Genomic DNA, 13,469 nt, shown 5'->3' with positions numbered 1-13,469 from the left:
GCCCATGCTCTGTCCCCTGCACGGGGCCGGTACGGACCCCACCCGTCTCGTGGGGCGCACGCTCAGCCGAGTCGTCGCGTCCTGGCACATCAGTGACGGCGAACGCTCCGAGGCGCCCCTCGACGTCTGGCTGATCGACAGCATCGGCGACACCATCCGGATCACCACCGGATCCGACCAGTGCCTCATCGTCGAGTCCGCCGCACCCCACGAGGCGTACGACATGGGGGAGTGGGGCCGCATCGAGGTCGGCGAGGACCTCGGCGACCACCCCTTCCTGCGGCACCTCGGCGAGACCGTCGCCTCGGTCGCCGAGTTCGCGCTGCCCGCACAGGGCCGCACCCACCTGGAGATCGGCTTCCTCGACGGCGGCCGGGTGCGCGCCGACTGCTACGAGGGGGACCTGCGGCTCACCCGGTGAGCCAGTGGTCGATCCCCGCCAGCAGCTTGGCCTGTACGTCGTCGGGCGCCGCGCTCCCGCGCACCGACTGGCGGGCCAGCTCGGCGAGTTCCGCGTCCGTGAAGGCGTGGTGGCGGCGGGCGATCTCGTACTGGGCCGCCAGCCGGGACCCGAAGAGCAACGGGTCGTCGGCGCCCAGCGCCATGGGGACCCCGGCCTCGAACAGGGTGCGCAGCGGGACGTCCTCGGGCCGCTCGTAGACCCCGAGGGCGACGTTGGAGGCCGGGCAGACCTCGCACGTGATCTGCCGGTCGGCGAGCCGCTTGAGGAGCCGGGGGTCCTCGGCGGCCCGGACGCCGTGCCCGATGCGGGAGGCGTGCAGGTCGTCGAGGCAGTCGCGGACGGAGGCCGGGCCGGTGAGCTCGCCGCCGTGCGGGGCGGCGAGGAGACCGCCCTCGCGGGCGATGGCGAAGGCCCGGTCGAAGTCGCGGGCCATGCCGCGGCGCTCGTCGTTGGAGAGGCCGAAGCCGACGATGCCGCGGTCGGCGTAGCGGACGGCGAGACGGGCGAGGGTGCGGGCGTCGAGGGGGTGCTTCATGCGGTTGGCGGCGATGAGGACCCGCATGCCGAGGCCGGTCTCGCGGGAGGCGGAGTCGACGGCGTCGAGGATGATCTCGACCGCCGGGATCATCCCGCCGAGCAGGGGGGCGTAGGAGGTGGGATCCACCTGGATCTCCAGCCAGCCGCTGCCGTCCCGTACGTCTTCCTCCGCGGCCTCGCGGACCAGGCGCCGGATGTCGTCGGGCTCACGCAGACAGGAGCGCGCGGCGTCGTAGAGCCGCTGGAAGCGGAACCAGCCGCGCTCGTCGGTGGCACGGAGCTTGGGCGGCTCCCCGGCCGTCAGGGCGTCGGGAAGGCGCACACCGTACTTGTCCGCGAGCTCCAGCAGGGTCGATGGTCGCATCGACCCGGTGAAGTGCAGGTGGAGGTGGGCCTTCGGCAGAAGCGTGAGATCGCGTGCGTGCTCCATCTGGTGATCCTGCCGTACCGCTGCGCTCGGCGGGAGGGGGTTTTACCGATCGGGGGCTTGCGCGAACGCGTGAGCGGGCGCGGCGCCGTTGCCGGGGGCGCTGCCCCCGGACCCCCGCGCCTCAAACGCCGGCGGGGCCGGGAAGCGCCTGGGCGGCGGCACCTCGAGGGTGCCGCCGCCCAGGTTGTGCCGCGGGCCGCGTCAGGCCTTGGCTTCGGCCAGGAGCTTCTGGATGCGGGAGACGCCCTCCACCAGGTCCTCGTCGCCCAGGGCGTAGGACAGGCGCAGGTAGCCGGGGGTGCCGAAGGCCTCGCCCGGGACGACCGCGACCTCGACCTCGTCCAGGATCAGGGCCGCGAGCTCGACGGAGGTCTGCGGGCGCTTGCCGCGGATCTCCTTGCCGAGCAGCTCCTTCACCGACGGGTACGCGTAGAACGCGCCCTCGGGGGTGGGGCAGAGGACGCCGTCGATCTCGTTCAGCATCTTGACCATGGTCTGGCGGCGGCGGTCGAAGGCCTTGCGCATCTCCGCGACCGCGTCCAGGTTGCCCGAGACGGCGGCGAGCGCCGCGACCTGGGCCACGTTGGAGACGTTGGAGGTGGCGTGCGACTGGAGGTTGGTCGCGGCCTTGATGACGTCCTGCGGGGCGATGATCCAGCCCACGCGCCAGCCGGTCATGGCGTACGTCTTGGCGACGCCGTTGACCACGATGCACTTGTCGCGCAGGGCCGGAACCAGCACGGGCAGCGAGGTGAACTTCGCGTCGCCGTACACCAGGTGCTCGTAGATCTCGTCCGTCAGCACCCACAGGCCGTGCTCGGCGGCCCACTCGCCGATCGCGCGGGCGTCGGCCTCGCTGTAGACCGCACCCGTCGGGTTGGACGGGGAGACGAACAGGACGACCTTGGTGCGCTCGGTGCGCGCGGCCTCCAGCTGCTCGACGGACACCCGGTAGCCGGTGGTCTCGTCGGCGACGACCTCGACCGGGACACCGCCGGCGAGACGGATCGACTCCGGGTAGGTGGTCCAGTACGGAGCCGGGACGATGACCTCGTCACCCGGGTCCAGGACGGCCGCGAAGGCCTCGTAGATCGCCTGCTTGCCGCCGTTGGTCACGAGGACCTGCGAGGCCTCGACCTCGTAGCCGGAGTCCCGCAGCGTCTTGGCGGCGATCGCGGCCTTGAGCTCGGGCAGGCCGCCGGCCGGCGTGTAGCGGTGGTACTTGGGGTTGCGGCAGGCCTCGACCGCGGCCTCGACGATGTAGTCCGGGGTCGGGAAGTCGGGCTCGCCGGCGCCGAACCCGATCACCGGGCGTCCGGCGGCCTTGAGGGCCTTGGCCTTGGCGTCCACGGCGAGGGTGGCGGACTCGGAAATGGCGCCGATTCGGGCGGACACCCGGCGCTCGGAGGAAGGCGTTGCAGAGGTCATACGAGCAATCGTCCCAGACGGCAAAGAAGCGCCGCACACCGTTTCAGTCAACGGACTGCTGCATGTCAGGTCGGGTGCTGTTCGACGTCACGGCCCGGTTCACGTACACTCACCTGTCGTTGGACCTCGCCAGCCGCTGAGAAGCGTGAGCACTCCGTGCACTCGCTCGGATGCGGTAGGTTGGGGGACGCAAAGGGTCGTAGCTCAATTGGTAGAGCACTGGTCTCCAAAACCAGCGGTTGGGGGTTCGAGTCCCTCCGGCCCTGCTCCACACTCCATCTCGGACGTGTGTGCGCAGGTACGTACTTAGATGCAACGCCGTGCGGCGCAACCGGGCGCGGTACGGCCACGACCCGGATTCAGGTGAGAGACGTGACGGACGCCCTGGGCTCCATCGACATGCCTGACGCCGAGGACGAGACGCGCGAGAAGAAGGCCCGCAAGGGCGGCAAGCGCGGCAAGAAGGGCCCTCTGGGCCGGCTCGCGCTTTTCTACCGCCAGATCGTCGCGGAACTCCGCAAGGTTGTCTGGCCTACTCGTAACCAGCTCACGACGTACACCACCGTGGTGATTGTCTTCGTCGTCATCATGATCGGTCTGGTGACCGTGATTGACTTTGGGTTTGAAAAAGCCATCAAGTTCGTCTTCGGCTGATCCCCGCGGAGGGCGGCGCCTGATGGGTGTCGCCCGTTTTCGCATGTTCCACCACCTTTTGTATCCAGGAAGAAGCAGCCACCGTGTCTGACCCGAACCTGAACGCGAGCCACGACTCCGTCGAGTCCGTCGAGGACGAGCTCGACATCGTCGAGGCGGCGGACGCTGTGGACCCCGACGAGGTCGAGCTCGCCGACGCCGAGGCGGGTGTCGCCGCCGAAGAGGCCGCGCTGCACGTCGAGTCCGACGAGGACGAGGTCGAGGCTGACACCGAGATCGAGGCCGGCGCCGAGGTCGAAGAGGCTGCTGACGAGGTCGAGGCCGACGAGGAAGAGGCCGAGGAGGCCGCTCCGGTCGAGCCCGCCGAGCCCGTCGACCCCATCCAGGCCCTGCGCGAGGAGCTCCGCCTCCTGCCCGGCGAGTGGTACGTGATCCACACCTACGCCGGCTACGAGAAGCGCGTGAAGGCCAACCTCGAGCAGCGTGCCGTCTCGCTGAACGTCGAGGAGTTCATCTACCAGGCCGAGGTGCCCGAGGAAGAGATCGTCCAGATCAAGAACGGCGAGCGCAAGAACGTCCGGCAGAACAAGCTGCCCGGTTACGTTCTCGTCCGCATGGATCTGACGAACGAGTCCTGGGGCGTCGTCCGCAACACGCCTGGTGTCACCGGCTTCGTCGGCAACGCGTACGACCCGTACCCGCTGACCCTGGACGAGATCGTCAAGATGCTCGCCCCGGAGGCGCAGGAGAAGGCCGCCAAGGCCGCCGCGGAAGAGGCCGGCCTGCCCGCGCCCGCCGTCAAGCGCACCATCGAGGTCCTGGACTTCGAGGTCGGCGACTCGGTCACCGTCACCGACGGCCCGTTCGCGACGCTGCAGGCGACCATCAACGAGATCAACCCCGACTCGAAGAAGGTCAAGGGCCTCGTCGAGATCTTCGGCCGCGAGACCCCGGTCGAGCTCAGCTTCGACCAGATCCAGAAGAACTGATCTTCTGAGCGACAGCTTCCGGACAGGTCAGATCGCCCCGTGAAGGGCGGTCTGACCTGCTCGGTTTTTAGCCCCGCACCGATACCCGTTATCGTGGTGCGGTATGCCTCCATCCGGATGACCGGATCGGCGGCTGAAAACTCTCACTAGGACCCGGAGAGAGCAATGCCTCCCAAGAAGAAGAAGGTCACGGGGCTTATCAAGCTCCAGATCAAGGCCGGTGCGGCCAACCCGGCTCCGCCGGTCGGCCCCGCGCTCGGTCAGCACGGCGTCAACATCATGGAGTTCTGCAAGGCCTACAACGCCGCGACCGAGTCGCAGCGTGGCATGGTCGTGCCGGTGGAGATCACGGTCTACGACGACCGCTCCTTCACCTTCATCACCAAGACTCCGCCGGCCGCGCGCCTCATCCTGAAGCACGCGGGCATCGAGAAGGGCTCCGGCGAGCCCCACAAGACCAAGGTCGCCAAGCTCACGGCTGCCCAGGTCAAGGAGATCGCCGAGCTGAAGATGCCCGACCTGAACGCCAACGACATCGACGCCGCCGTCAAGATCATTGCCGGCACCGCGCGTTCGATGGGCGTCACCGTCGAAGGCTGATCCAGCCACCCCCAGCACCATCAGTGGTAGGACCAAGCGCTGGTCCGCACCACGACTCCATGCCTGAAGCCGAAATACAGGAGCAGAAGTGAAGCGCAGCAAGACTCTCCGCGCTGCGGACGCCAAGGTCGACCGGGAGAAGCTGTACGCCCCGCTCGAGGCCGTCCGTCTCGCCAAGGAGACCTCCACGACCAAGTTCGACGGCACCGTCGAGGTCGCCTTCCGCCTGGGTGTAGACCCGCGCAAGGCCGACCAGATGGTCCGCGGCACCGTGAACCTCCCGCACGGCACCGGCAAGACCGCCCGGGTCCTGGTCTTCGCGACCGGTGACCGTGCTGCGGCCGCGGAAGCCGCCGGCGCCGACATTGTCGGCGACGACGAGCTGATCAACGAGATCGCCAAGGGCAACCGCCTGAACGAGTTCGACGCCGTTGTGGCCACCCCGGACCTCATGGGCAAGGTCGGCCGCCTCGGCCGCGTGCTCGGTCCCCGTGGCCTCATGCCGAACCCGAAGACCGGCACCGTCACGATGGACGTCGCGAAGGCTGTCACCGAGATCAAGGGTGGCAAGATCGAGTTCCGCGTCGACAAGCACTCGAACCTGCACTTCATCATCGGCAAGGTCTCCTTCTCCGATGACAAGCTGGTCGAGAACTACGGCGCGGCCCTGGACGAGATCCTTCGTCTGAAGCCGTCCGCCGCGAAGGGCCGCTACATCAAGAAGGCCGCCCTCAGCACCACCATGGGCCCCGGCATCCAGCTGGACCCGAACCGCACCCGGAACCTCCTCGTCGAGGAAGACCCGGCTGCTGTCTGATCGGGCTGAGCCCTACGGCTCGCTGATCTGATCGACCGAACGGGCCCTTCGCCCCCTTCACAGGGCGGCGAAGGGCCCGTTTGCGTGTTCATGACCACATACCGCTCGGCGGGGCCAAATGGGGGAGCGATCCGGCCCAGTGGCACCGTAGGGTCGCTGAAACAGGAGATTGACCAAAGATTGACCAAGGGGTGGGGGATGCGCGTGTCCGCGTACCGGAAGAAGACCGTCGGCGCAGCGCTGGCAGCCGTACTGCTCGTGGGTGGGGCCACGGCGTGCGAGAACGGGAAGAAGGAGGACTCCGGCAAGCCCGCAGCCGGGTCCTCCGCGCAGCCGAGCAAGCCCGCCGCGGGCGGTTCCGCCACCGAGGCGCTCGCGGCGGCGTACAAGAAGACCTCCGCCGCCAAGTCGGCCAAGGTCCGCATGACCATGTCGATGCCCGCTTCGACGGGCGCCGGCGGCAACGTGGAGATGACCGGTACGCAGGGCTGGGACCCGCAGGTCATGGACATCACCATGAAGGGCGGGCTCACCGCGGGAGCGGGCGCCGAGTCCATGCGCATGATCATGTCGAACAACGTCATGTACATGGAGGTGCCGAAGGACTCCCCGATGTCCGAGGGCCTGGACGGCAAGCGCTGGATGAAGCTGGACATCACGGCCGCCGCGGAGGCCTCCGGCGACGCCGAGGCGATGAAGAAGCTCAGCGGCATGGGCTCGATGGACCAGAACCAGGACCCGGCCAAGCAGCTCGCCCTGCTGCTCAGCTCGCCGAACGTGAAGCACCTGGGGGCCGAGAAGGTCGAGGGCGTGGACGCCGAGCACTACAAGGGCACCGTGAGCTTCGAGGAGATGCTCGCCGTGAACGAGGGCGCCAAGGTCCTTTCGGAGGCCGAGCGCACCAAGCTCGTCGAGGCCACGAAGAAGGCCGGCATCAAGGGCTACGACATGGACGTGTGGCTCAACAAGGACGGCTACCCCGTCCACATGAAGGTCGGCATCGGGACGCCCCAGGGGGACCTGAACATGGACGCCTACTACTCGGACTACGGCTCCGCGGCCACCGTGCAGACCCCGCCGGAGAACGAGACCCTCGACCTCTTCGCGATGCTCAAGGAACTGGGCCAGCTCGGCGCGGGGGCCTGACCCTCCCACGCGCCACGCACGTCAGCACCACGGATCCATGGATCCGCAGATCCACAGGGGGAAACCAGATGAACAGGGCTGTCCGGACCCGAGCCGGAATCGCGATGGCGGGCACCGCGCTGCTCGTGGGCGGCCTCACGGCCTGCGGCGGCGACACGGCCGACGCGGGCACCGGCAAGGGTGACGGGGGCAAGGCCGCCGCCGAGCGGGCGCACTCGCCCGTGGAGGCGGTGAAGGCCTCCTACGTGAAGACGGTGGCCGCCAGGTTCGCCAAGGCGGAGCTGTCGATCGCCGAGCGCGACGGCAGGACCGACAGCGAGTCCGGCACCAAGGGCTGGTACCCGTCCAGCCACGACGTGATCCTCAAGAGCGAGAAGCCCGACACCCGCTCGATCATGGTCGGCGACATGGTCTACACCCACCTGGGCGAGCCCCTCATGGGCAAGGCCTGGATGAGCATGAACCTGGCCAAGGACGGCAAGCCGGGGGTCCGGCTCAACGACGACCCGGCCGAGTACCTCGCCATGCTGCTCGGCCAGGAGAAGCTCACGCACGTCGGCGCCGAGAAGACGGCCGACGGCATCGACGCCGATCACTACAAGGGCAGCTTCACGGGCGCCGACCTGCTCAAGGCGGACGAGTCCACCAAGGTCATGCAGGAGGCGGACCGGCAGTACCTCCACGAGGCCGTGAAGCACCTCACGGCCTTCGAGGTGGACCTGTGGATCGGCAAGGACGGCTACCCGGTCCGCGTGGAGACGGTGAACACCGACGGCAAGGGCACGACGAAGACCACGGCGAAGTTCTCCGACTTCGGCAAGCCCGCCCCCGTCGAGGCCCCTCCGGCCGACCAGGTCGTCTCCTTCGACGAGGTGACCAAGGAGACCGACCGCAAGCTCAAGCAGGCCGACGAGGACCTGAAGGAGGCCGACAAGACGCTCCGGGATGCCGGCCTCGGCGGCCTGGACCTCGACTCCTGAGGCGATTTGCCTCGGCTGCACCCCTTCACGTAGTCTTCCCCAGAAGCCAAAGACCGCTGGTCGTTGCCGTGCCCGCAAGGGTTCGGTGGCCGAAGGATCCGTTGAATGCGGACGACCCGCGTAGGTGACTGTGGAAGGTTCCCGGAATTCGTTCCGGTTGAGCCACGCCCTGGCGCCTATGCCGGGGCGTTTCTTATTTCAGCCCCTTCTGAGCGGTCCTCATCACCCGGAAGGAGGCGAACGCACCATGCCGACGCCCAACAAGGCTGCATCGGTAGCCGAGCTCAAGGACGCGTTCCAGAGCTCGAACGCCGCCGTGCTGACCGAGTACCGGGGTCTCACCGTCGCGCAGCTCAAGACGCTGCGTCGCTCCCTCGGTGAGAACGCCCAGTACGCCGTGGTGAAGAACACGCTGACCAAGATTGCGGCCAACCAGGCCGGGATCACCGCGCTGGACGAGCACTTCGCTGGTCCGACCGCGGTCGCCTTCATCACCGGTGACCCGGTGGAGTCGGCGAAGAGCCTGCGTGACTTCGCCAAGGACAACCCGAACCTCATCATCAAGGCGGGTGTCCTTGATGGTAAGGCGCTCACCGCCGATGAGATCAAGAAGCTTGCGGACCTCGAGTCCCGCGAGGTTCTGCTCAGCAAGCTGGCCGGCGCGTTCAAGGGCAAGCAGTCTCAGGCTGCCTCGCTCTTCCAGGCGCTGCCGTCGAAGTTCGTCCGCACCGCGGAAGCGCTTCGCGTCAAGCTCGCCGAGCAGGGCGGTGCCGAGTAATTCGGCTCGCGCACTGATCCACGCCGCCTAGTGCGTGGGTCGTAGCGGGCCGTTACGCCCGCCTCTATATACATCCGGCACCTGCCGATTTAGTGGAAGGATCGCCCATCATGGCGAAGCTCTCTCAGGACGACCTCCTCGCCCAGTTCGAGGAGATGACCCTCATCGAGCTCTCCGAGTTCGTGAAGGCCTTCGAGGAGAAGTTCGACGTCACCGCCGCCGCGGCCGTCGCCGTTGCCGGCCCGGTCTCCGGTGGCCCGGTTGCCGACGCCGCCGAGGAGCAGGACGAGTTCGACGTCATCCTCACCGGTGCCGGCGACAAGAAGATCCAGGTCATCAAGGTCGTGCGTGAGCTGACCTCCCTGGGTCTGAAGGAGGCCAAGGACCTCGTGGACGGCGCTCCGAAGCCGGTCCTCGAGAAGGTCGCCAAGGAGGCCGCTGACAAGGCCGCCGAGTCCCTCAAGGCTGCCGGCGCGGCTGTCGAGGTCAAGTAACACCTCCGGGGCCCTCTGGGGCCCCAACCAAGGGCGATCACCCGTAAGGGTGGTCGCCCTTTGGCGTACCCGCAGTGCCTGACTTGCCCTGGTCTCGTTGGGGAGTAGGGTGATCATCGTTGCTCCGGAGCAGGGTCCGAAGATGATCCGCTCGGAGCAGGGGGCCTTGACGAACGGGACGCGGCGCGCAATTCTCAGTCCCGTCGAGAGGTCGACCGCCTGGATCCGAGATCCGAGGCATGGATCGACTACGAAGAGGGCAGTACTGATACGCGCTCTGTACACGAGTACGGGCGCCGCAGCGTTGGACACAGTGTTGGTTGAACGACACGGGGAAGGCCTGTTGCCGGTTTCCGGAAACCTGGTCTGGACATCAGTGAGCCGAGTGGCTACACTGACCCTTTGCGCTGCCTGTTAGCTGTCCCCTGCCCGTCGCCAGGGACATGCCCACGCTTGAGCACACTTGATTGATCCACCCTGACCTGGCCTTTTCGGTTGGATTTGGGGGGCTTGTCTTCTGTGTCTGCTGGGACCGGTACGCGCGTAGTGAGTCCGAGCCCTCGGAAGGACCCCCTCTTGGCCGCCTCGCGCAACGCCTCGACCAATACGAACAACGGTGCCAGCACCGCCCCGCTGCGCATCTCCTTTGCAAAGATCAAGGAGCCCCTCGAGGTTCCGAACCTCCTGGCGCTGCAGACCGAGAGCTTTGACTGGCTTCTCGGCAATGCCGCCTGGAAGTCTCGCGTCGAGTCGGCGCTTGAGAGTGGACAGGACGTCCCCACCAAGTCCGGTCTGGAAGAGATCTTCGAGGAGATCTCGCCGATCGAGGACTTCTCCGGGTCGATGTCGCTGACCTTCCGCGACCACCGTTTCGAGCCGGCGAAGAACTCTGTCGACGAGTGCAAGGAGCGCGACTTCACGTACGCGGCTCCGCTGTTCGTCACTGCCGAGTTCACGAACAACGAGACCGGAGAGATCAAGTCTCAGACGGTCTTCATGGGCGACTTCCCGCTCATGACCAACAAGGGCACCTTCGTCATCAACGGCACCGAGCGTGTCGTCGTGTCGCAGCTTGTCCGTTCCCCCGGTGTCTACTTCGACTCCTCGATCGACAAGACGTCCGACAAGGACATCTTCTCCGCCAAGATCATCCCGTCCCGGGGTGCCTGGCTGGAGATGGAGATCGACAAGCGCGACATGGTCGGTGTCCGCATCGACCGCAAGCGCAAGCAGTCCGTCACCGTTCTCCTGAAGGCTCTCGGCTGGACCACCGAGCAGATCCTGGAGGAGTTCGGCGAGTACGAGTCCATGCGCGCCACCCTGGAGAAGGACCACACCCAGGGGCAGGACGACGCGCTGCTCGACATCTACCGCAAGCTGCGTCCGGGCGAGCCGCCGACCCGTGAGGCCGCTCAGACGCTGCTCGAGAACCTCTACTTCAACCCGAAGCGCTACGACCTCGCCAAGGTCGGCCGCTACAAGGTGAACAAGAAGCTCGGCGCCGACGAGCCGCTGGACGCCGGCGTGCTCACCACGGACGACGTCATCGCGACGATCAAGTACCTGGTCAAGCTGCACGCCGGCGAGACCGAGACGACCGGCGAGTCCGGCCGTTCGATCGTGGTCGAGACCGATGACATCGACCACTTCGGCAACCGTCGTCTGCGCAACGTCGGCGAGCTCATCCAGAACCAGGTCCGCACGGGTCTGGCTCGTATGGAGCGCGTCGTCCGCGAGCGCATGACGACCCAGGACGTCGAGGCCATCACGCCGCAGACCCTGATCAACATCCGGCCGGTCGTCGCCTCCATCAAGGAGTTCTTCGGCACCAGCCAGCTGTCGCAGTTCATGGACCAGAACAACCCGCTCTCGGGCCTGACCCACAAGCGCCGCCTGTCGGCGCTGGGCCCCGGCGGTCTGTCCCGTGAGCGGGCCGGCTTCGAGGTCCGTGACGTTCACCCGTCGCACTACGGCCGCATGTGCCCGATCGAGACCCCTGAAGGCCCGAACATCGGTCTGATCGGCTCGCTCGCCTCCTACGGCCGCGTCAACGCGTTCGGTTTCGTCGAGACCCCGTACCGCAAGGTCATCGACGGTGTCGTCACCGACGAGGTCGACTACCTCACGGCCGACGAGGAAGACCGCTTCGTCATCGCCCAGGCCAACGCCGGCCTGTCCGAGGACATGCGCTTCACCGAGAACCGCGTGCTGGTGCGCCGTCGTGGCGGCGAGATCGACTACATCGCCGGCGACGACGTCGACTACATGGACGTCTCCCCGCGCCAGATGGTGTCCGTCGCGACCGCGATGATCCCCTTCCTGGAGCACGACGACGCCAACCGTGCCCTCATGGGCGCGAACATGATGCGCCAGGCCGTTCCGCTCATCAAGGCGGAGGCCCCGCTCGTCGGCACCGGCATGGAGTACCGCTGTGCGGTCGACGCCGGTGACTCGATCCGTGCGGAGAAGGACGGTGTCGTCCAGGAGGTCTCGGCCGACTACATCACCGTCGCCAACGACGACGGCACGTACACCACGTACCGCGTCGCCAAGTTCTCCCGCTCGAACCAGGGCACCTCGGTCAACCAGAAGGTCATCGTCAACGAGGGTGACCGGATCATCGAGTCCCAGGTCCTCGCCGACGGACCGGCGACCGAAGAGGGCGAGATGGCCCTCGGCAAGAACCTGCTCGTCGCGTTCATGCCGTGGGAAGGTCACAACTACGAGGACGCGATCATCCTGTCGCAGCGCCTCGTGCAGGACGACGTCCTCTCCTCGATCCACATCGAGGAGCACGAGGTCGACGCCCGTGACACCAAGCTCGGCCCCGAGGAGATCACCCGGGACATCCCGAACGTCTCCGAGGAGGTCCTCGCGGACCTCGACGAGCGCGGCATCATCCGCATCGGTGCGGACGTCGTCGCCGGCGACATCCTGGTCGGCAAGGTCACGCCCAAGGGTGAGACCGAGCTGACCCCGGAGGAGCGCCTGCTCCGCGCGATCTTCGGTGAGAAGGCCCGCGAGGTGCGTGACACCTCGCTCAAGGTCCCTCACGGTGAGATCGGCAAGGTCATCGGTGTCCGCGTCTTCGACCGCGAGGAGGGCGACGAGCTTCCTCCGGGCGTGAACCAGCTGGTCCGCGTCTACGTCGCCCAGAAGCGCAAGATCACCGACGGCGACAAGCTCGCCGGCCGCCACGGCAACAAGGGTGTTATCTCCAAGATCCTTCCGATCGAGGACATGCCCTTCCTGGAAGACGGCACGCCGGTCGACATCATCCTGAACCCGCTGGGTGTCCCGTCCCGAATGAACCCGGGACAGGTCCTGGAGATCCACCTCGGCTGGCTCGCCAGCCGCGGCTGGGACGTCTCCGGCCTGGCCGAGGACTGGGCCGAGCGTCTGAAGGTCATCGGGGCCGACCGTGTCGAGCCCGGTACCAACGTCGCCACCCCGGTGTTCGACGGTGCCCGCGAGGATGAGCTCGCCGGCCTCTTCGAGCACACCATCCCGAACCGCGACGGCGACCGCCTGGTCCTGCCGTCCGGCAAGGCGCGCCTGTTCGACGGCCGCTCCGGCGAGCCGTTCCCGGACCCGATCTCGATCGGGTACATGTACATCCTCAAGCTCCACCACCTGGTCGACGACAAGCTCCACGCCCGGTCGACCGGTCCGTACTCGATGATCACGCAGCAGCCGCTGGGTGGTAAGGCACAGTTCGGTGGCCAGCGCTTCGGTGAGATGGAGGTGTGGGCGCTCGAGGCTTATGGCGCCGCTTACGCCCTCCAGGAGCTGCTGACCATCAAGTCCGACGACGTCACCGGCCGCGTGAAGGTCTACGAGGCCATCGTCAAGGGCGAGAACATCCCCGAGCCGGGCATTCCCGAGTCCTTCAAGGTGCTCATCAAGGAAATGCAGTCGCTCTGCCTCAACGTGGAGGTGCTGTCCTCGGACGGCATGTCCATCGAGATGCGCGACACCGACGAGGACGTCTTCCGCGCGGCGGAGGAGCTCGGTATCGACCTGTCCCGGCGTGAGCCGAGCAGCGTCGAAGAGGTCTGACGGGCCTGACGGGGGGCTCGCTCAAGAGCCCCCCGTCATCCCCGGGACCGTTCAGACCATGATTGAGACTCGACCCCGAAAGAGGGATTGACGC

Annotated in this window: 12 protein-coding genes and 1 tRNA gene; 11 read left to right on the top strand and 2 right to left on the bottom strand. The window is 67.1% G+C overall.

Features of this window, described 5'->3' with window-relative positions:
• Nucleotides 1-4 precede the first annotated feature (4 nt).
• Nucleotides 5-421 carry a hypothetical protein gene (locus B6R96_RS15090; protein WP_030388886.1) on the top strand — a complete coding sequence of 139 codons (417 nt, stop codon included), beginning with the start codon at nucleotides 5-7 and terminating at the stop codon, nucleotides 419-421.
• Here B6R96_RS15090 and B6R96_RS15085 read toward each other — a convergent pair.
• Together B6R96_RS15085 and B6R96_RS15080 are read right to left on the bottom strand one after the other, a co-directional pair.
• The gene (locus B6R96_RS15085; protein ID WP_030725986.1) at nucleotides 411-1,430 is read right to left on the bottom strand and encodes an adenosine deaminase; all 1,020 of its coding nucleotides are present in this window, start codon (nucleotides 1,428-1,430) and stop codon (nucleotides 411-413) included. The two genes, B6R96_RS15090 and B6R96_RS15085, sit on opposite strands and share 11 nt — an antisense overlap.
• A gap of 201 nt (nucleotides 1,431-1,631) precedes the next feature.
• Entirely contained in the window at nucleotides 1,632-2,858 is a 1,227-nt protein-coding gene (locus B6R96_RS15080) for a pyridoxal phosphate-dependent aminotransferase (RefSeq protein WP_052876425.1), read from the bottom strand.
• A 193-nt stretch (nucleotides 2,859-3,051) separates the two neighbouring features.
• Between B6R96_RS15080 and B6R96_RS15075 the strand changes: the two genes are divergently transcribed.
• The 10 genes from B6R96_RS15075 to rpoB all read left to right on the top strand — a co-directional run bounded on the left by B6R96_RS15075 (nucleotide 3,052) and on the right by rpoB (nucleotide 13,375).
• Nucleotides 3,052-3,124 (top strand) — tRNA-Trp (locus B6R96_RS15075).
• A 106-nt stretch (nucleotides 3,125-3,230) separates the two neighbouring features.
• Nucleotides 3,231-3,512, top strand: a complete 282-nt coding sequence (secE, locus tag B6R96_RS15070) for a preprotein translocase subunit SecE (protein WP_030388883.1) — start codon at nucleotides 3,231-3,233, stop codon at nucleotides 3,510-3,512.
• 83 nt (nucleotides 3,513-3,595) lie between these two features.
• Complete coding sequence (gene nusG / locus B6R96_RS15065) at nucleotides 3,596-4,501, top strand: transcription termination/antitermination protein NusG (RefSeq protein ID WP_030388882.1); 906 nt, start codon at nucleotides 3,596-3,598, stop codon at nucleotides 4,499-4,501.
• A gap of 165 nt (nucleotides 4,502-4,666) precedes the next feature.
• The gene (gene rplK / locus B6R96_RS15060) at nucleotides 4,667-5,101 is read left to right on the top strand and encodes a 50S ribosomal protein L11 (protein ID WP_030008445.1); all 435 of its coding nucleotides are present in this window, start codon (nucleotides 4,667-4,669) and stop codon (nucleotides 5,099-5,101) included.
• 88 nt (nucleotides 5,102-5,189) lie between these two features.
• Nucleotides 5,190-5,918, top strand: coding sequence for a 50S ribosomal protein L1 (gene rplA, locus B6R96_RS15055; RefSeq protein ID WP_030388881.1), 729 nt, complete (start codon nucleotides 5,190-5,192; stop codon nucleotides 5,916-5,918).
• Nucleotides 5,919-6,116: 198 nt separating this feature from the next.
• Nucleotides 6,117-7,064 (top strand): hypothetical protein, encoded by a 948-nt coding sequence (locus B6R96_RS15050; RefSeq protein WP_081522684.1) that lies wholly within the window; start codon nucleotides 6,117-6,119, stop codon nucleotides 7,062-7,064.
• A gap of 68 nt (nucleotides 7,065-7,132) precedes the next feature.
• Complete coding sequence (locus tag B6R96_RS15045; protein WP_159396329.1) at nucleotides 7,133-8,044, top strand: hypothetical protein; 912 nt, start codon at nucleotides 7,133-7,135, stop codon at nucleotides 8,042-8,044.
• Nucleotides 8,045-8,291: 247 nt separating this feature from the next.
• Nucleotides 8,292-8,822 carry a 50S ribosomal protein L10 gene (gene rplJ / locus B6R96_RS15040; protein WP_030008449.1) on the top strand — a complete coding sequence of 177 codons (531 nt, stop codon included), beginning with the start codon at nucleotides 8,292-8,294 and terminating at the stop codon, nucleotides 8,820-8,822.
• 110 nt (nucleotides 8,823-8,932) lie between these two features.
• Nucleotides 8,933-9,316, top strand: a complete 384-nt coding sequence (rplL, locus tag B6R96_RS15035) for a 50S ribosomal protein L7/L12 (RefSeq protein ID WP_030388878.1) — start codon at nucleotides 8,933-8,935, stop codon at nucleotides 9,314-9,316.
• Nucleotides 9,317-9,892: 576 nt separating this feature from the next.
• Nucleotides 9,893-13,375, top strand: a complete 3,483-nt coding sequence (gene rpoB / locus B6R96_RS15025; RefSeq protein ID WP_030388877.1) for a DNA-directed RNA polymerase subunit beta — start codon at nucleotides 9,893-9,895, stop codon at nucleotides 13,373-13,375.
• Nucleotides 13,376-13,469: the final 94 nt, after the last annotated feature.

Source organism: Streptomyces sp. Sge12, from assembly GCF_002080455.1.
In the GTDB taxonomy this organism is placed as follows: domain Bacteria; phylum Actinomycetota; class Actinomycetes; order Streptomycetales; family Streptomycetaceae; genus Streptomyces.
Note: the sequence above shows the minus strand (reverse complement) of the source record. Positions and strands in the feature narration are given on the sequence as shown.